The organism is Clostridium sp. AF15-41, assembly GCF_003604095.1.
Classification (GTDB): domain Bacteria; phylum Bacillota; class Clostridia; order Lachnospirales; family Lachnospiraceae; genus Coprococcus.
The window spans coordinates 75,571-95,635 of the sequence record NZ_QTMQ01000009.1 but is presented as its reverse complement, the minus strand read 5'-3'; the positions used below and the strand labels follow the sequence as shown (position 1 = coordinate 95,635).

Here is a 20,065-nt window from a genome sequence, read left to right as displayed (position 1 = left end):
AGTTTTGCGCAGCCTTTTTCTTTTATAAAAAGGAGAGCGGCATATGAAAGCAAGAGAATTGTTAAAAGGATTACAGTATTCAGTAATCTGCGGAGACGAAGATGTTGAGATAAAAGAGATTTATAATGATTCCAGAAAAGTAGGGGAACAGGGGCTGTTCTTCTGTATTGTCGGGGCAAACTTTGATGGACATGCTTATGTAAAGAATGTAATTAATAAGGGAGCAGTCTGCCTGGTTGTTCAGAAGGATGTAGAGCCGGTTCCGGGAGTACTGATCGTAAAGGTAGACAGTACGAGATATGCAATGGGAATCGTCAGCAGCAATTTCTACGGAAATCCTTCATCCAAGCTGACAGTGATCGGTATCACAGGAACAAAGGGTAAGACAACAACGACATATATGATTCGCGAGATGCTAATGAGTGCAGGACATAAGACCGGTCTGATCGGAACGATAGAGATTATTGACGGCAATAATGTTACGGCAGCAAATAATACAACACCGGAATCTATGATCGTGCATAAGAAATTAAAGGATATGGTTGACAACGGATTAGACAGTGTTGTTATGGAGGTGTCTTCACAGGGGCTGATGCTTGACCGTGTGGCCGGGGTTGATTTTGATTATGGAATCTTTTCAAATCTTTCCAGAGATCATATCGGACCAAATGAACATAAGACATTTGAAGAATATGCGATGTGGAAAAGCAAATTATTCACAATGTGTAAAATTGGCATTTTTAATGCAGATGATCCACATGTAGATACAATGACAGAACATGCAACCTGTAAGATTGTGACATATGGAATTAATGGCGATTATGATTATAAGGCAAATGACCATAATCTGTATAATAAAGATGGTCATCTCGGTATCGGTTATCATTTGTCAGGAAAGTTAGATGGAGATGTGCTGGTCAATCTTCCGGGTAATTTCAGTATCTATAATTCCCTGGCAGCTATTGCAGTTGCAGATCTGATGGGTGTTCCATTTGACAAGATACAAGAGATCCTGAAAACGATCAAGGTAAAGGGAAGGGTAGAACTGATCCCGATATCGGACAAATTTACGATCATGATTGACTACGCTCATAATGCAGTAAGCCTGATGAGCATTCTGGAGACATTAAGAGAGTATAAGCCGAAAAGACTGGTCAGTCTGTTTGGCTGCGGTGGTAACCGTTCAAAAGAGAGAAGATATGAGATGGGTGAAGTGTCTGGTAATATGGCAGATCTTACGATCATTACTTCCGATAACCCAAGATTTGAAGAACCACAGGATATCATTAATGATATAAAGACAGGAATCAATAAAACTACAGGAAAGTATGTAGAGATTATTGACCGGAAGGAAGCAATCCGGTATGCGATCATGAATGCTGAACCGGGAGATGTGATCGTGCTTGCCGGAAAAGGACATGAAGACTATCAGGAGATCAAGGGCGTAAAGCATCATATGGATGAGAGAGACCTGATCAGAGAGGTACTGGAGGAAGAAGATGTTACCAAGATATGCGGATATAATAATCGATATTTCGCATGAAGCTATTGATCGTCCGTTTCAATACAGAATACCGGATGGTCTGAGGGAAGATATCCGGCTTGGCAGTATGGTTAAGATCCCATTTGGCAGGGGAAATCATCTTCGAACCGGATATGTGATCGGATTTTCAGATCAGACAGAGTATCAGCCGGATCGGATTAAGGAGATTGCAGAACTCTGTGATCGTTCCGTGCCTGTGGAAGGGCGGCTGCTTGCGCTTGCGGCATGGATTCGTGAGAATTATGGATCTACAATGATCAATGCGATCCGTACGGTAATGCCGGTAAAAAAAACAATTCGACAATTAGTAGATCAGGTCGTAGTGCTTGCGGAGAATATGGATACAGAGCATCTGGCAGATATCAGGGAGCAATATCATAGAAAACATGCACAGGCAAAACTGCGTCTGTTACAGGCGTTAGAAGAAACGCCGGAACGATATCTTTCGATGGATGTCGTGAAGCAGAAATGGAATATATCACCGGCTACACTTAAAACGATGCAGCAGGACGGTGTAATTACTGTAATCAGTAAAGAACGGTATCGGACAGCAGGTGTTTATGATTATAAAGAGAATTTTCAGATTACTTTAAATAATGAACAGCAGGCAGTCGTAGATGAAGTAACTCGTGATATGGAACAGGGAAGACAGCAAACATATCTGCTGCATGGAATTACCGGAAGCGGAAAAACGGAAGTCTATGTTAAAATTGTAAAAAAGACAATTGAGATGGGAAAACAGGCAATCATACTGATTCCGGAAATTGCCCTTACCTATCAGACAGTCCGCTATTTTAGAAATTATTTTGGTGACCGGGTGACTATCATTAATTCCAGGCTAAGTGACGGAGAAAAATATGACCAGTTTATGCGTGCGAAAAATGGAGATGTAGATGTCGTGATAGGACCGCGTTCTGCATTATTTGCCCCATTTCAGAATCTGGGTATCATTATTATAGATGAAGAACATGAGACAAGTTATAAGAGTGATTACCCACCCAAATATCATGCGAGGGAGACGGCAGTAAAACGTGCAGAGCTCGAACATGCAAGCGTTCTTCTTGGTTCGGCAACTCCGTCCGTTGAGAGTTATCACAGGGCACTTAACGGGACGTATCGTTTGCTTGAACTGCATGAACGTGCGGGAAGCGGACAGCTCGCAAAGACATCGATCGTTGACCTGAGAAAGGAATTAAAAGCAGGGAATCGATCTATCATAAGCAGGGAGCTTGCAGATGATATCGCGGATCGGCTTGCCCGCAGGCAGCAGGTAATGTTATTTATCAATAAAAGAGGATATAACAGCTTCGTGTCATGCAGAAGCTGTGGTGAGGCACTTAAATGTCCGCACTGTGATGTCAGCCTGACCAGGCATGAAAATAACCGGATGATCTGTCATTATTGTGGATTCCAGATGCCTCAGCCCAAAGTATGTCCTTCCTGTCATTCCGGGCTGATCGGTGGATACGGAACAGGAACCCAGAAGCTTGAGGAGGAGGTTCGGCGGTTATTTCCTCAGGCGAGAGTCCTTCGTATGGATAAGGATACAACGGCAGCGAAGGATGCACATGAACAGATCTTAGAGAAGTTTGGAAACGGAGAAGCGGATATACTGGTTGGAACTCAGATGATCGTAAAGGGACATGATTTTTCAAATGTAACTCTGGTTGGGATCATTCTTGCAGATCTTACTTTATTCCAGAATGATTACCGGGCAGGAGAACGTACCTTTGATCTGATCACACAGGCAGCCGGAAGAGCCGGGAGAGGGACACAGCCGGGTAAAGTCGTGATCCAGACTTATAAGCCGGAGCATTATGCGATAAAGGCAGCAGCAGCTCAGGATTATTTGGATTTTTATAAGGAAGAAGAAGCGTACCGTGGACTTATGAAATATCCGCCGGAATGGAATATGATGGTGGTATTGATGGTGTGCTCAGACGAGACCTTTCTGGATCAAATGGCGGAAGATATCTGTTCAAATATCAGAAGCTGTTCAGAAAATGACCGGGATATGAGAATAATCGGACCATCGGCACCTGTAATAGCAAAGATACGAGATATTTACAGAAGGGTTGTCTATATTAAGAATTATCGGTATAATGAGCTGGTGGCTTTAAAAGACCAGATTGAAATATATGTATCAGAGAAAAAAGAACTTCAGGATTTTAGTCTGCAATTTGACTTTAATCCTTTAAATATGTATTAAGGAGAGAATGAGAAATGGCAACAAGAAAGATAAGAATCGATGGCGACAGCGTTTTAAGAAAGATATGTAAGCCTGTTACGGAGATGACACCACGGTTATCCCAGTTGATCGATGATATGTTTGATACCATGTACGAGGCGAATGGTGTCGGACTTGCAGCGCCACAGGTTGGAATCGTAAAGAGGATCGTTGTAATTGATATCGGAGATGAGCATCCATTGACACTTATTAATCCTGAGATTATAGAGACGTCCGGTGAGCAGACCGGAGACGAGGGTTGTCTGAGCCTTCCGGGAAAGGTTGGACAGGTGACAAGACCAATGTATGTTGTCTGTAAAGCACTGGATCGAGACATGAATGAGATCACGGTAACAGGTGAAGGACTTCTGGCACGGGCGATCTGCCATGAGACAGACCATCTGGATGGTATCTTATATAAAGATAAAGTAGAAGATGGTTTATACGAGACAGAATAGAAAAGTAAGCAGATAATAATAAGGAGGCAGAGACAGTCGTATGAATATTATATATATGGGAACCCCTGAATTTGCAGTAAAACCATTACAGACGATCGTAGATGCAGGACATAATGTCCTTGCATGTTTTACACAGCCGGACAAGCCAAAAGGAAGGGGCAAGACACTTCAGCCGACACCTGTTAAGGAAAAGGCTCTTTCTCTTGATATACCTGTCTATCAGCCGGTAAAACTCAGGGAAGAAGAAAATGTTCAGATTATCAGGGACTATCAGCCGGATGCTATCGTTGTTGCGGCCTATGGTCAGATATTGCCGGAATCAATCTTGAATATTCCAAAGTATGGCTGCATTAATATCCATGCGTCTCTGCTTCCCAAATACAGGGGAGCCGCTCCGATTGAATGGGCTATTATCAATGGTGAGACGGAATCCGGTGTCACAACGATGTATATGGCAAAAGGACTTGATACCGGAGATATGATCGAGAAGACGGTTGTTCCGATCACAGATACAGATACCGGTGTTACACTTCATGATAAACTTGCTGATGCAGGTGCAGCGTTGATCCTGTCTACGCTTACAAAGCTTGCGGATCATACAGCAGTACGAACCCCGCAGGATGATTCCTTAAGCTGCTATGCATCCATGTTAAAGAAAGAGCAGGGTGAGCTTGATTTTACGAAAGATGCAGCTTCACTGGAACGATTGATCAGAGGATTGCAGCCATGGCCGGTTGCTTATATGAAAATGAATCAGAAGACGGTACGTATCTATGAGGCTTCTGTATGTGAACAGACAGAGGAGACATTAGAGGATGGAACAAAGATCGTACCGGGGATGATCGTTCATGTGACGAAGAAAAACTTTACGGTTGCATGTGGAAGTGGAGCATTAACGATAAGAAAGCTTCAACCGGAAGGCAAGAAACCGATGGATTGTGCAGCATTTCTTGCAGGAAATAAACTTAAGACAGGTCAGATGATATATGAGTAAAACTTCAAGAGAGATAGTTCTGGATATTCTGCTGGATATTGAAAAAAATGACAGATTTGCCGGTGAAGCATTAGGGGAAGCACTCCGGGCAAACCAGTTTATGAATAAAAAAGAGAGGGCTTACATCGGTCGGTTGACAGAAGGTGTAACAGAGCAGAAAATCAGATTGGATTATATTCTTAATCAATTTTCAAAAGTAAAAGTAAAAAAATGTAAACCGGTCATCCGCTGTATTTTACGGATGGCTGCTTATGAGATCTTTTATATGGATTCTGTTCCGGATGAGGCAGCCTGTAATGAATATGTGAACCTGACTGCTAAAAGAGGATTTCGGACATTAAAAGGCTATATGAACGGTGTCCTTCGAAACGTGTGCAGAAATAAAGCAGCTATCATCTTTCCGAAAAAAGAGGATGGTCTAGAAGCGTATTTGTCTGTTAAATATTCGATTCCGGAGGAACTGGTAAAATTCCTGTTAAATGATTACAGTGCAGAACAGTTAGAACAGATTCTGCAGGCGGGTGAAACAAATCGCGGAACGACGGTTCGTGTGAATACTATGCATACAACACTTGAGGAATTTCGGAATAATTTGATTGAAAAGGGCATAAAGGTAGAAAAAGGATATTATAATCCGACCTCTCTTATTATTTCGGGATATGATTATATTCGTATGGTTCCGGGATTTCATGAAGGCCTGTTTACGGTTCAGGATGAGAGTTCCAGTTTGCAGGTGCTTGCAGCAGGAATCAGACCGGGAAATGTGATCCTTGATGTTTGTGCGGCTCCGGGAGGAAAGACCATGTATGCGGCAGAACGCACCGGAGAGCAGGGACATGTGTATGCGAGGGATATTTCAGAAGAAAAGATCGATAAGTTGGAAGAAAATCTGGGCCGATTAGAGATTCATAATGTGACAACTAAGGTATGGAATGCAATGGAAACTGATCCGAAAATGATAGAAAAAGCAGATGTCGTTCTTGCGGATCTTCCATGCTCCGGACTGGGTGTTATGGCACGAAAAAATGATATCAAATATCATGTGACGGCAGACTCGATAAGTGAACTTGCCGAGATACAGAAGAATATTCTGGATGCCTGTGCGTCTTATGTAAAACCGGGTGGAACGTTAATTTTTTCCACCTGTACAATTGATCGGACAGAGAATGAAGAAAATGTAGAGATATTTTTAAAAAGGCACGAGGAGTATTATCTGGAAAGTCTTGCACCATATCTGCCGGAGAAGTTGAAAGAACGTGGAGAAAAAGGATATATCACGCTTTTGCAGGGAATTGATCATTGTGATGGATTCTTTATTTCGCGATTACGAAGAAAAAAATAATAGATGACAGAATGACACAGAGGAGTTGAGCTTCTCGTGTTATCAGTACATGATTCAGGAAGAAAAGAGTATGTTTACAGAGATAGAAGATATAAAGAAACTGGATATCCGTTCCATGATGTTTGATGAACTTGCGGTCTGGGTAAAATCAGTAGGACAGCCGGCGTTTCGAGCAAAACAGATATTTGAATGGGTTCATGCCAAAGGTATAGCACATGCGGAAGATATGACCAATGTTCCGAAAAAATTAATTGAAGAAATCAAAAAGCAGCACATGTATGGTGTGGAAGAAGTGACCAGACTGGTGTCAAAACAGGATGGCACAAATAAATTTCTGTTTCGTTTACAGGATGGAAATGTGTTGGAAAGCGTATTAATGAGATATAAGCATGGCAACTCTGTCTGTATATCTTCTCAGGTCGGATGCCGTATGGGATGTAGATTCTGTGCATCTACGATCGGTGGCTTGATCCGTAATCTGGAGGCGTCTGAGATGCTCGATCAGATCTATGCGATCGAACGGATCACGGGTGAACGTGTATCGAATATCGTTGTAATGGGAACAGGGGAACCACTTGATAATTATGACAATCTTATCCGATTCATTCGCATTATCAATGATGAGCAGGGTAAGAACATCAGTCAGAGAAATATCACGGTTTCAAGCTGTGGATTGGTTCCGCAGATAAAAAGACTGGCAGATGAAGGCCTTTCTATTACATTTGCATTATCCCTTCACAGTCCGACTGATGAAGACAGAAGAAAACTTCTTCCAATCGCAAATAAGTATTCAATTGCAGAATTGATGGATGTATGTCGGTATTATTTTGAAAAAACAGGAAGAAGGGTTACTTTCGAGTATTCACTGGTGAAAGATGAAAATGATACACCGGAACATGCATATAAGCTTGCTGAGCTTCTTAAGAATATGCACGGACATGTGAATCTGATTCCGGTAAATCCGATAAAGGAGAGAAAGTATTGTCGATCTCTCAATGATTCTGTTGAAAAATTCAAATATATACTTGAAAAGAAAGATATAAATGTTACAATAAGAAGGAGTATGGGCAGAGATATTGACGCTGCCTGTGGTCAGCTTCGGAGAAAATATGAAGAAGCAAAAGATACTTTTTAGACGGGAGGCAGCAAATGAGATCTGATGGAAGAACCGACATCGGTAAGAAAAGAGTTCAGAATCAGGACAGCATTTTCTTTACAGATGAGCCGATCGGACCATTACCCAATCTTTATATAGTGGCAGACGGAATGGGTGGTCATAAGGCAGGAGATGTTGCATCAAAGACTGCGATAGAATGTGTAACTGAATATATAAAAGAGAGTGCAATAAATAACTCGGTATCCGTTCTAAAAAGAGCGATTCTGTATGCCAATGACAAGATATATAAAATGGCAAAGGAAAATGAGGATTGGAAGGGAATGGGAACGACCCTTGTAGCTGCTGTATGTGAGGATAATATATTATATGTAGCAAATATCGGTGACAGCAGATTGTATTTCATAGATGATGAGATACGGCAGGTAACGATGGATCATTCACTGGTTGAAGAGCTGATCCGTTCCGGTCAGCTTGATCGAAATAAAGGACGTAACCATCCGGAAAAGAACATTATTACTAGAGCACTTGGAATATCTGACAAGATTATGACAGACTTTTTTGAATTAGAGATGAAACAGGGGGATGGAATCCTTCTTTGCTCAGATGGTCTTTCTAATATGCTTGAGGATGATGAGATAAAAGAAATCGTGTTGGAGAGCAGCGGGGATATAACAGCAGCGGTTGAAAAGTTGATAGACAGAGCGAATTACTATGGTGGTAGAGATAACATATCCGTAGTGGTAGCTGTAAAATAGTGAGAGGTGTAAGCATGTTAAATCCAGGAATGATACTCAGTAATCGTTATGAGATAATAGAATTGATCGGTACAGGCGGTATGTCAGAAGTCTATAAGGCAAAATGTCATGTACTGAACAGATATGTTGCAATTAAAGTATTAAAACCGGAATTTAGTTCTGATGTAAATTTTGTTACAAAGTTTAGAATTGAAGCACAGTCCGCAGCCGGACTTTCTCATCCGAATATCGTAAACGTATATGATGTCGGAGAGGATAATGGTATCTATTATATAGTAATGGAACTTGTAGAGGGCATTACTTTAAAAGAATATATTCAGAAAAAAGGCAGACTGCTGCCTGAGCAGGCAATTGATTTTTCTATTCAGATAGCCCAAGGCCTGGAGGTAGCTCATCAGAACCATACGATCCACCGAGATATTAAGCCGCAGAATATTATTGTATCGAAAAATGGCGGAATCAAGGTTACAGATTTTGGTATTGCCAGAGCTGCTTCATCAAATACAATGACAGCGAATGCAATGGGAAGTGTACATTATATCTCTCCGGAGCAGGCAAGAGGCGGATTCAGTGATGAGAGAAGCGATATATATTCTCTTGGTATCACCATGTATGAGATGGTTACGGGACATGTTCCGTTTGAAGGCGAGAATAATGTTGCAGTCGCTCTTATGCATATACAGGGAGAGATGGTTTCTCCTAGAGAATATTATCCGGATATTCCAACCAGTCTGGAAAAGATAATTTTAAAATGCACACAGAAGAAAGCAGAACGCAGATATTTAACTGCAAGCGCATTGATTGCAGATTTGAAACGCGTACAGGCAAATCCTGACATAGATTGTGTTGTAGTTCCACCGGTTGTACCGAATTCACCAACGGTAGAGATCACATCAGATGAGATGAAAGCGATCAAAGAGGGTAGACAGATGAATGAAGCACCTGTTGTTGAGGAAACTCCGTCAAGTGTAGTGGAACGTCCGGATATTACGCCAATCATTCCGCCATCCAAATTTGATAATCTGTTTGACGATGATGACGATGATGATTCATATGGTGATGAGGGGATGGCTCCGGAGGACGATGATGATAATGAGATCGAGGAATTGGATCCGAAGCTTAAGAAGATCATTATGATATCCAGTGTAGCAGTTGTGATTATCATTGCGATTCTTGTTGCAATCCTGATTCTTAAGATTACAAGCCCCGGTGGACTTGGAGGAATATTCTCCGGAAATAATAAAAAGACAGAAAACAGTTCAGAAGAAAATTCAGGAGATTCCACCGAAGATGGATCTACAGATGAGGATACTTCGGATAAGGCGACGATTCCTATGGTCAATGTAGTAGGTCTTTATAAGACGGCTGCAGAAGAAGAATTAAAGAAAGCAGGATTTACTGCATATACAATTGAGACGGCAACTGATGATAAGGTAGAAGAAGGTTATGTTATCAGTCAGAGTGTAGATGAAGGAACAGCGATTCCTGCTGATGAGAAAATTGTTATCACGGTATCAGAGGGAAAAGAAGATGTCGAAGTACCTGCTGTAACAGGTTATTCGGATGATCAGGCAACTACACTTCTTACGGAAGCCGGATTTGTTGTTACTCATGGTTATGAATATGATGATACGGTAGAGAAAAATAAGGTTATCAGTCAGTCACCGGAAGGAAAAACGATGCAGAAATCCGGTTCAACAGTTAAGATCATAATAAGTAATGGTAAAGAGGTTGAGGAAGTTGAGGTCCCGAATCTGCTTGGTAAATCTGAAAGCAAGGCAGCCAATTTGTTGGAAAATGCAGGATTAAGCGGTAAAGTATCGCATGCAAACAGTGATGAGGTTAAGAAAGGCCAGGTTATCAGTCAGGATGTTTCGGCCGGCTCGTCTGTAGAAAAAGGTTCAACAGTTGGTTATGTGATCAGTGATGGACCGGAAAAAGTAACATATTCTGTTAAATTTACAGGAAGTATAACAAATTCCGGATTTGATTTTGCAACCTTTGGAAATGTAACAGTTAATGTTACCTATACGGTTGGTGACGCAACCTATAAGTTGTATTCCGGAGCTGCAGGAGAAGATTCGTTCCCTCTGGATATAGGATCTGCAGATCCTATCGGTGGCTTATCGCAGAACTCCGGTACATTTGCAGTAACAATCACGGATTCAGATGGAATAGATGTAACATCAAGCTTTAATACCAGTGGTTTGTCTGCGTCATTCTCAAAGGAATAGGAGAGATTATGACAGGAAAGATCATAAAAGGTATTGGAGGTTTCTACTATGTCGTCTGCGAAAATGGCGTCACATATGAGTGTAAAGCAAAAGGAGTTTTTCGAAATCGAAAGATCAAGCCTTTAGTTGGTGACAATGTAGAGATAGAGATATTAGATGCGGAGAAGAATCTGGGCAATATTGAAGATATATTGCCCAGATTTAACTGGTTAAACAGACCTGCAGTTGCAAACGTAGATCAGACTGTAATTATTTTTGCAGTGTCTGCACCAGCACCTAACTTCAATCTGCTTGACCGCTTTCTGATCAATATGGAGCAGCATGAAGTTCCGACTATAATCTGCTTTAATAAGATAGATTTGGAAGGATTTCGTCAAAGTGAGGATATATGCAGATCTTATACAAAGAGCGGATATGAAGTGTTGTTTATCAGTGCGGAGAGTGGTTATGGAATCAATACATTAGAAGCAGTTATAAAAGGAAAGACAACGGTATTCGCAGGTCCGTCAGGAGTAGGTAAATCCTCAACGCTTAATTCGTTGTTTCCGGATGCAAATGTACAAACTGGTGGATTAAGTGAAAAGATACAGCGTGGAAAGCATACAACGAGGCATTCAGAGCTGATGTTTGTAGATGATGATACTTATATTATGGATACACCGGGTTTCAGTTCGTTATATACAGAAGGAATCGAAGCAGAAGATCTGAAGCTGTATTTTCCTGAGATTGCAGCATATACAGGAACCTGCAAATTCAATATGTGTAATCATATCAGTGAACCGGGATGTCTGGTAAAAGAAGCCGTCGGTGATGGAAGGATCAGTAAGATGCGGTATGATGATTATGTCATGATATACAATGAATTAAAAGAAAAGAGGAAATGGTAAATGTTAAAGCTGTCACCTTCAGTATTATCTGCGGATTTTGGACATCTGGCAGAAGATATACAGATCATAGATCAGGCAGGAAGTGAATATATTCATCTGGATGTTATGGATGGGTCCTTTGTGCCGAATATTTCATTTGGAGCACCGGTTATCAAGAGTGTTCGTCCGGTATCTGATAAGGTGTTTGATGTTCATCTTATGATTGATGAACCGACGCGTTTCTTACAGGATTATAAGAATTGCGGAGCAGATATCGTAACAGTACATGCAGAAGCCTGCAAGCACCTTCACAGAACCATCGCAGCCATAAAAGAGCTGGGAATGAAAGCCGGAGTTGCATTAAATCCTGCAACACCATTATCAGTAATTGATTATGTATTAGAGGATGTAGATATGGTTCTGATCATGTCGGTAAATCCGGGTTTTGGCGGACAGAAATTTATTCCGTCTTCTCTGCGGAAGATTGCAGAGACCAGAAAACTGTTAAACAGCCGTGGACTTCAGACGGATATTCAGGTGGATGGTGGTGTTACCCTTGCAAATGCAGCAGAGATTATTCGGGCAGGAGCGAATGTATTGGTTGCCGGTTCGGCAGTATTTAAAGGGGACAAGACAGAGAACGTAAAAGCCTTCCGTAAGATTTTTTCAGAAATACAGTAGATAGTAATAAAAAGGCGGAAAGCAGATCTGCTGTCTGCCGGAACAGGTAACAGGATAGATGAATCGATATTTAATCGTTACAGGAGGAACCGTTTCAAAAAGATTGCTTGAAACGGTTCTTTCCGATTATGATTTTCAAAAAATAATAGCATGTGATAAAGGACTTGAGATCTGTAAGGAATGTAATATACTGCCGAATCTGATCATTGGAGACTTTGATTCTGCAAAGATAGATGTCGTAGCGGCATATCGGGGAAAGACAGAATTTCTGGATCTGGATACACATAAGGATTTTACAGATACCCATGTTGCAATCTCGTATATACTGGAGCAGGAGATCAGACCGGATGAAGTAATTCTGGTTGGAGCAACCGGAACCCGTATGGATCATACCCTTGCCAATATTGGCTTATTAAAGCAGTTTGCAGAGGCCGGAATATCGGCATATCTGATCGACGAGCATAACAGGATCACGATGACAGCACACCGGCATATTGTGAAGCGTAACGATGCATACAGATATGTGTCACTGCTTCCATATACGGAACAGGTGACCGGAGTAACGCTTCATGGTTTTTATTATAATGCGCAGGGGCTTACATTGAAGCTTGGAGAAAGCATCGGCGTCAGCAATGAGCTGATCGCAGAGTGCGGCCTGATCGAATTTGAATCCGGATTGTTAATTGTAATTGAAAGCCGTGATTGAGATAGAGTCATTATGTATATCTGTCTATACGATATACAATATCAGATAATAATAAAATGCAGTATCAAAGAATAAAAGGAAATAAAAAAGATACTCTGAAAGCAAAGGACCTGTATGATCCCGTGATCAGAGTATCTTTTTATAATACTTATTATCAGAATAATCTTTATTTTTTCTTAGAGTCTTTCTTCTGTTTTACTTTTTCAATCTTTGCCTTTTTGATTTCTTTTAATTTAGGCTCTTTTTTGGTCTGCTGTTCGTTTTTATCTGCCTTAGCTGTGTTCAGATCCACAGATTTCGGAGCAGAAGATTTATTTGCATCTGATTGTGAGATCTTATGTTCCAGCTCTGACAGGCTCGCTTTATACTTTTCGGTGATCGGATCAGAGTACAGAGACATGTAGTAACAGTAGAGTGCTTTGTATTCTTCGGAGGTCTTATATCCATTTGTGTAGATATGACCATGCATTTCGTCAAAGGAATCTGTAGTTAATTTCTTTGCAATATGAAGTCCGATATTGGAACAGTGACTTCCGATACGATCCAGACTGGTCAGGATATCTACAAGAGCAAAACCACCGTCGATATCGCAGTCTCCGGTCTGTAAACGGATAACATGGTGATCTTTGATGATCTCTTTTACCTCTGTGATCGACTGAGCAAGCGGTTCGATACGGGAAACAGCAGTCAGATCATCATTTTTAAAAGCAGTAAAGGTTGTATCGATGATATTGGCTGTAGCCTGTAAGAGCGTATTGATCTCCATGGTTCCCTGTGTAGAGAAGGAGATCTTTTCATCGGAGATCTTTCTGCTGACGATCAGAAGATTTTCACAGTGGTCACCGATTCGTTCCAGGTCACTGACACTGTTTAATAATTCCGATGCCAGCTTTCGTTCGGATGAATGCAGTCGCTTGGAGGTGATCTTTAACAGATATTCGTTTAACGCACTTTCGCATTTATCAATGAACATCTCATTTTCCAGAAGTTTTCCGGCAGTTTCTTCATTATATTCCGATAATAACTGACTTCCAAGTTCGAAGTTTTCCTTGATGGAGTCTGTCATGGAGAACATTACCTTCTGTGCCTGGGTAAGAGCGATGTTTGGTGTATCAAGAAGCATTGGATCGAGAGACGCAAGCTCTTTGTCAATCTTGGATTCCATATCGTCACCGATGATCTTACCGGTCAGATCTGCGATCTTATTTGCGAATGGAAGCAGTAGGATCGCAATGATAAAGTTAAACATAAAATGCAGGTTTGCAATTACACCACGGTTGATGATCTTATCCATGAATGGGAATGTGATAAACAACTGAAGTCCATAGATCACAACAACGAAGAAGATCGCACCGATAATATTAAATAACAGATAGGACATGGCAACACGTTTTGCCTTTTTGTTTGCACCGATACTGCCGAGCAGGATCGCGAAACACTTTCCTATATTAATACCGATAATAATTGGAATCGAAGAACCATAGGAAACAACTCCTGTTGAGGATAATGCCTGAAGGATACCGACCGAAGCAGAGGAACTCTGGATGATCGCTGTTAAGATAAGACCGATCAGGATACCAAGGAGTGGATTGCTGAAAGAAATGAACAGGTTCTGGAAGGTTTCGGATTCTTTTAAAGGAGCGAACACAGCTTCCATTGTATTCATACCAAGGAATAAGATACCAAGACCGACTAAGATACCGGCGATATCTTTATGTTTTTTCTTATGGGCAAACAGAATGATAAAAGCACCAATACCGATCAGAACGGGTGCAAAAGAAGACGGTTTTAATAATTTGAGGATAAACATATCTTCGCCAAGATCACCAAGCCGCAGAATCTGTGCAGTTGCGGTGCTGCCGACATTGGCACCAAATACTACTGGAATTGCCTGACTGAGCTTCATAATACCGGCATTTACAAAACCGATCAGCATGATCGTAGTTGCTGCTGAACTCTGAATGATCGCTGTGACACCGGTACCGAGCCCAAAGCCTTTAATCGCACCGGTTGCCTGACTTTTACCGGTTGTCAGTTTTTCAAGTATCCGTTCCAGACTTCCTCCTGCCAGATTTTTCAGGGAATCACCCATCATGTTCATTCCAAACAGGAAAAGCCCTACGCCTCCCAGTAAAGTCAGAATTGAAAAAAAGTCCACGTCCATATCCTCCTGTGAAAAAAATAACTTATTTAATGTCAAATCAATGTAATTAAATTGTAAATTAAATTTTACATACTTGGACATTATAACATAGATTATTTTCATGTTCTATATTTTTTATTATGAAGCACAGAAATTTGGAATATTACATATATTTTAAAAAGAATTCTGGAAAAAATATATAATATGGTCTTGACAGTACAGAGAACTTGGTGAGAACATAAGACGGAAGGAAAAACTGTGTTTATGATAAAGTTGAATGGAATGAATATAAATTTTGGAGAGAAAAAATGATACGAAAAAAGCAGAATGATCTAAATGGAATGCAGCTTGCCGGAAATAATTCAATGGCCGAGGTTCTGCTATGGGCGTTAATCTTATTACCACCGGTTATTACTGTAAATGGAGCAGGGGTTTGTTTTATTCATATAGGACTGTTTGCAGGGATAACCTTTGCCTGCCTTTTTCTTGTAAAAAGGTTACGTTCTTATCGGGATATTTCAGGAAAAGAAATTTCTGATATGGGTGATTTCCTGTACGCCAGATATTCTTCTTTTATTATAAAAGAGATGTTCATGTGTGTTTGGCTGATTCTGACCGGAATGATCACAATGGGTCTTCTCAGTTATATTGGAAAATATCTTAGCGGTGCGACAAACCAACATATGATCGTGGTTGTATGTGTGGTTTCATTATTTTGCGCATGTTCTATGTGTTTTATAAGTCGCAGGATAAGAAGTACTGTAAGAAATATTATATATACATTGATGGTGGTGATGTTTCTTGTACTTGTCATATGGCTGTTTGCGGTGAATACGCCGGCTGAGATACTGGATACTTACGGTAAAGTTCATTTGTCGGGTGGAACAAGTACATATCTCAATATTTTGTATTATGATGGAAGAGGTATAGGGGTTCCTCATATTATATCCATGCTTGGAATGGGACTTGGGTGTCTGGGATTACCATTTTTGTTCCATGGAGCAATGGAAGCAAGAGATGTACGCAGTCTGGATCGCGGACGTGTTCTTTCCATAATATATACAGGTATAGCTGTTGTGATTCTTAGTGTATGGGCGTTGTTAAATGTTGTCAGCATGTATCCGTTAAAAGCCAGTGAAGATATTGAAATGGGAAAACTGCTTGATATCTATATTACGTCATTATGTTATAAAGAGGAGTATCCGTTGTTTTTCCGATATATAGCCGGTGGACTGTTCTTATGTGCCGTGATCTGTCTGTTGGAACGCATTTATACAATGATGTTTGATCTGTTATTTGGTATGGTTGGATACGAGAAAAAGATCCGGTCAAAAACTCTGATAACCGGGATTGATTTGATGGCTGCTTTGTTTTTTACAGGATTTATTGCTGTAATGTCGATAATTATTCAGAATAATTACCGGGAAATATTATATATTGCATGGGATTATTCAGCTGCGATAGCAGCAGTCTGTATACTGCCGATTTTGTGGAGAGAGACCAGTAAGGCAGGAATCATTTCGGGTTTTTTTACAGGTCTTGCTGTCTGTACGATCTGGAGATTTATTCCTCTCCTTGAGAATCAGACACTTGCAAATGCAACAGAGCTAGGAAGCGGGGTTGCAGCATTTATCATCAGTCTGGCAGTTACGGTTATTGTAAGTATGTTTACACATAAGGCAGATGAAGCAGAGAATAAATTATTTGAACAGATTAAATTGGAGCAGAAATGACATTTAAAATAGTGTGTGTGGGTAGAATAAAAGAGACGTATTACACTGATATGATCGATGCATATAAAAGACAGATCGGCAGAAAACATGAACTTGTGATCATACAGCATGAAGATGAGAAAATACCACAAAATGCATCAGATACGATAAAAAAGAAAATTGTTGATACAGAGAGCCACAAATGCATGGAAAGTATTGGAAAATCAGAATATGTGATAGCGTTGTGCATTAATGGAAAGAAGTGTACAACAGAGTTATTAAGAGAAAAGATACGGCAGGCAGAAGACAGAGGGATTACGACAGTTACATTTCTGATCGGAGGCTCACTTGGGATGTCAGATGAACTGATTCGAAAGGCAGATTTTAAGCTTAGTTATTCAAATATGACATTTCCACATCAGTTAATGCGTGTCATGTTGCTTGATCAGCTTCAGATTATTTGTGATATGTAATATGGTTGTTGATCGTATAAGCACGATATAACTGTTCTGTAAATGCGATAAGAGTTACTTCATCGGACATGGACATACTGGAAATAAAGAAGCTTTCATTATAAGCATCTGATGCCGGAAAACCGATATAATAACAGATGTGAGAGTACCCGTTTACATTCATCCGGTTGATCTTGGATGCAAACTGTTCGGAGGATATGGTCTGAGTGCCTGCCTTATCGGGAAGAAGCTGGATGTTATACGCATCCTGAACAGGCTTCGGAGTTTTTTTGCATGGAATGACGGTGACCTTACAGAAAGGGGAAAGTCGTTTTATATATTCCGTAACAGCGTCTTTTGTACCGGCTGATATTTTTTTCTGATTAACAAAAAGCTCGTAATTCATGGTATTTCCTCACAATTTTAATAAAAAAGATGCATTTATGATTGGTTATTATAATACAATCACGCGGTAGTTTACAAGAAAAGAAAATTACGGTATGAGATTCTTTTTTTTTTCGGCAAACTACTGGACAAAGCTGCAAATCTAATATATATTATCAATTTGATTACACATAATGGAGAAAAATGATGAAGAAGATTATTGCATTAGATATTGATGGCACACTTACAAATTCAAAAAAAGAAGTGACACAGCCGACACTTGATAAGATCATCGAGATACAGAAGAAGGGACATGTAGTAGCAATTGCTTCAGGCAGACCGCTTCCCGGGATCAGAAAGATAGCTGATACATTGAAGCTTGATAAATATGAAGGCTATGTACTTGCATTTAATGGTGGAAGAATCGTTGATTATAAGACAGGAGAAGTGGTATATCAGGCATGTGTCGATAATGATATTGCACGGAGAATCTATGATTATTGTGTGAAAAAGAAGATTGGAATGGTTACTTATGAAGGAGATACAGTTATCACAGGTACGCCGATCGACGAATATATGAGTCTTGAAGCAAGATTGAATTTTATGGAGATACATCAGGTGGACAATTTCAAAGAGTATATTGATTTTCCGCTGAACAAATGTCTTCTGACGGCGGAAAGTACTGTTGCAGAACAGGTGGAACAGGAATTAAATGCACTATATGGAGATAAAGTTACAGTTTTTCGTTCCGAACCGTTCTTTGTAGAGATCATGCCGAAGAACGTCCATAAGGCAACTTCGCTTGAAAAGCTTTTGAAATATCTGGATATGGATGTCAAGGATCTGATCGCATGCGGAGATGGATTTAACGACTTGACCATGATAGAGTATGCGGGAGTCGGAGTGGCAATGGGAAATGCACAGCAGATCGTAAAAGATCATGCGGATTATATCACACTTACTAATGAAGAAGATGGTCTGGTTCCGGTGATCGAGAAGTTTATTTTAAATTTATAGTGTAAATGTTATATTTTTATGAACAGGTTGAATTTGAAATATGTTTGTAGTAGAATACACTTTGTTTATTCGTAAATAATTGACAGTAACTGATTTGATGTGACAGATCAGATGTACAAATGCATAGGAGAATAAAAATGAGCGATAATATTTTTAGCGATGAAGATTTTGACGATTATAATGATACAGATGATGTTCATTACGAGAAATCACCGGCCAGAGAACCGGTAAGAAGAAGCGCTTCCGGAAATGGTAGAAAAAAGAGAAAGAAGAAAAGCAGAAACAAACCATGGATTATTGCATTGATCGTAGAAGTACTTGTGATCATCCTTGGAGTTGTATTATTTGTAAATGCTTATATCAATTCTGCCCTTGGCAAGATGCACTACGAGAAGTTAGAGGGTGTAAAGGCCAATGATGACCTGTCAGAAGAAACAGTAAAGAAGATGACCGGATATACGACGATTGCATTGTTTGGTGTTGACAGCCGAGATATTGATATGGTAGAGAACGGAGCACGTTCTGATGCGATCATTATTGTAAGCATCAATAATGACACACAGGAAGTCAAGATGTCTTCCGTATATCGTGATACGTATTTAGAGCTTGCCAATGACTCACAGAGTTATGAAAAAGTAACACATGCATATGCATATGGCGGTGCCAAGGAAGCAATCAATACATTAAATAAGAATCTTGACCTGAATATCACAGCTTATGTAACTGTAAATTTCAAGGCACTTACAGAAGCAATCGATGCACTTGGTGGCCTTGATATCGAATTGAAGTCCAGCGAGCTTGACAAGCTGAATCAGTGTATCGATGAACAGCAGAGAGTTAATGGCATCCAGTCTTCTTATGTATATGAGACAGGTGTTGTACATCTCGATGGTGTTCAGGCTACCGCATATGCAAGAATCCGAAGTACAGACCAGGGAGATATCACAAGAGCATGGAGACAGAGAAAGGTTATCAGCCTTATGATCGAAAAGGCAAAGAGTGCCGGAATCTCCAAGTTAAATGACTGTCTGAATGCAGTTGTAGATGATATCAGCTCCAGCCTTACAAAGAAAGAGATCATGGATCTTGCAACGAACTGCTTCAATTACAAACTGAAATCTTCAACCGGTTTCCCATTTACATGGTCAACACCGACACTTGGAAGCAAGGGAAGTCTGGTTGTAGCAGGAGATCTGGAGAACAATGTAGTTGTTCTTCACAGATATCTGTTTAACGATTATGATTATGTTCCATCCCAGACAGTTAAAAATATCAGTGCAAATATCATCAACGATACAGGATATTATAACCAGATCGATCTGGATACGTTTACAGTAGAAGATGATCCGGATTCAATTGTTAATAAATAGTATATAGAAACATATCAGAAACGAAAGAACATCATGAAACCAGTCAGATTTTGTGGTGTTCTTT

17 protein-coding genes are annotated in these 20,065 nt (G+C 40.3%); 15 read left to right on the top strand and 2 right to left on the bottom strand.

Annotated elements, in window-relative coordinates:
• Positions 1-43: 43 nt before the first annotated feature.
• The 11 genes from DWW43_RS07965 (at position 44) to DWW43_RS07915 (ending at position 12,923) form a co-directional block, all read left to right on the top strand.
• Positions 44-1,543 (top strand): UDP-N-acetylmuramoyl-L-alanyl-D-glutamate--2,6-diaminopimelate ligase, encoded by a 1,500-nt coding sequence (locus tag DWW43_RS07965; protein ID WP_119963243.1) that lies wholly within the window; start codon positions 44-46, stop codon positions 1,541-1,543.
• Entirely contained in the window at positions 1,500-3,752 is a 2,253-nt protein-coding gene (gene priA / locus DWW43_RS07960) for a primosomal protein N' (protein WP_119963242.1), read from the top strand. The genes DWW43_RS07965 and priA overlap by 44 nt, the downstream gene beginning before the upstream one ends.
• 14 nt (positions 3,753-3,766) lie before the next feature.
• On the top strand, positions 3,767-4,228 hold the full coding sequence (gene def, locus DWW43_RS07955) for a peptide deformylase (protein ID WP_119963241.1): 462 nt from the start codon (positions 3,767-3,769) through the stop codon (positions 4,226-4,228).
• A gap of 40 nt (positions 4,229-4,268) precedes the next feature.
• Entirely contained in the window at positions 4,269-5,222 is a 954-nt protein-coding gene (gene fmt, locus DWW43_RS07950) for a methionyl-tRNA formyltransferase (protein WP_119963240.1), read from the top strand.
• Positions 5,215-6,564, top strand: a complete 1,350-nt coding sequence (gene rsmB, locus DWW43_RS07945; protein WP_008401583.1) for a 16S rRNA (cytosine(967)-C(5))-methyltransferase RsmB — start codon at positions 5,215-5,217, stop codon at positions 6,562-6,564. The genes fmt and rsmB overlap by 8 nt, the downstream gene beginning before the upstream one ends.
• 70 nt (positions 6,565-6,634) lie before the next feature.
• A complete protein-coding gene (gene rlmN, locus DWW43_RS07940) occupies positions 6,635-7,699 on the top strand; it encodes a 23S rRNA (adenine(2503)-C(2))-methyltransferase RlmN (protein ID WP_119963261.1) in 1,065 nt (354 codons plus the stop codon).
• A gap of 14 nt (positions 7,700-7,713) precedes the next feature.
• On the top strand, positions 7,714-8,436 hold the full coding sequence (locus DWW43_RS07935) for a Stp1/IreP family PP2C-type Ser/Thr phosphatase (protein WP_119963239.1): 723 nt from the start codon (positions 7,714-7,716) through the stop codon (positions 8,434-8,436).
• 14 nt (positions 8,437-8,450) lie between these two features.
• A complete protein-coding gene (gene pknB / locus DWW43_RS07930; RefSeq protein ID WP_119963238.1) occupies positions 8,451-10,670 on the top strand; it encodes a Stk1 family PASTA domain-containing Ser/Thr kinase in 2,220 nt (739 codons plus the stop codon).
• Positions 10,671-10,678: 8 nt separating this feature from the next.
• Complete coding sequence (rsgA, locus tag DWW43_RS07925) at positions 10,679-11,557, top strand: ribosome small subunit-dependent GTPase A (RefSeq protein WP_119963237.1); 879 nt, start codon at positions 10,679-10,681, stop codon at positions 11,555-11,557.
• Positions 11,558-12,217: a ribulose-phosphate 3-epimerase gene (rpe, locus tag DWW43_RS07920; protein ID WP_008401588.1), complete on the top strand. Its 660-nt coding sequence runs from the start codon at positions 11,558-11,560 to the stop codon at positions 12,215-12,217.
• A 58-nt stretch (positions 12,218-12,275) separates the two neighbouring features.
• Positions 12,276-12,923 (top strand): thiamine diphosphokinase, encoded by a 648-nt coding sequence (locus DWW43_RS07915; RefSeq protein ID WP_119963236.1) that lies wholly within the window; start codon positions 12,276-12,278, stop codon positions 12,921-12,923.
• A gap of 166 nt (positions 12,924-13,089) precedes the next feature.
• On the opposite strand, the gene DWW43_RS07910 is transcribed toward DWW43_RS07915, so the two are convergent.
• Positions 13,090-15,087: a Na/Pi cotransporter family protein gene (locus tag DWW43_RS07910; RefSeq protein ID WP_119963235.1), complete on the bottom strand. Its 1,998-nt coding sequence runs from the start codon at positions 15,085-15,087 to the stop codon at positions 13,090-13,092.
• Positions 15,088-15,374: 287 nt separating this feature from the next.
• Between DWW43_RS07910 and DWW43_RS07905 the strand changes: the two genes are divergently transcribed.
• Together DWW43_RS07905 and DWW43_RS07900 are read left to right on the top strand one after the other, a co-directional pair.
• A complete protein-coding gene (locus DWW43_RS07905; RefSeq protein WP_119963234.1) occupies positions 15,375-16,799 on the top strand; it encodes a hypothetical protein in 1,425 nt (474 codons plus the stop codon).
• On the top strand, positions 16,796-17,251 hold the full coding sequence (locus tag DWW43_RS07900) for a 23S rRNA (pseudouridine(1915)-N(3))-methyltransferase RlmH (RefSeq protein ID WP_008401593.1): 456 nt from the start codon (positions 16,796-16,798) through the stop codon (positions 17,249-17,251). The genes DWW43_RS07905 and DWW43_RS07900 overlap by 4 nt, the downstream gene beginning before the upstream one ends.
• On the opposite strand, the gene DWW43_RS07895 is transcribed toward DWW43_RS07900, so the two are convergent.
• Complete coding sequence (locus DWW43_RS07895; protein WP_119963233.1) at positions 17,235-17,636, bottom strand: 23S rRNA (pseudouridine(1915)-N(3))-methyltransferase RlmH; 402 nt, start codon at positions 17,634-17,636, stop codon at positions 17,235-17,237. The two genes, DWW43_RS07900 and DWW43_RS07895, sit on opposite strands and share 17 nt — an antisense overlap.
• A gap of 185 nt (positions 17,637-17,821) precedes the next feature.
• Here DWW43_RS07895 and DWW43_RS07890 point away from each other — a divergent pair, with 185 nt between their 5' ends.
• Together DWW43_RS07890 and DWW43_RS07885 are read left to right on the top strand one after the other, a co-directional pair.
• Entirely contained in the window at positions 17,822-18,631 is an 810-nt protein-coding gene (locus DWW43_RS07890) for a Cof-type HAD-IIB family hydrolase (RefSeq protein ID WP_243104435.1), read from the top strand.
• A gap of 137 nt (positions 18,632-18,768) precedes the next feature.
• A complete protein-coding gene (locus DWW43_RS07885; protein WP_119963231.1) occupies positions 18,769-20,001 on the top strand; it encodes an LCP family protein in 1,233 nt (410 codons plus the stop codon).
• The last annotated feature ends 64 nt before the right edge of the window (positions 20,002-20,065 follow it).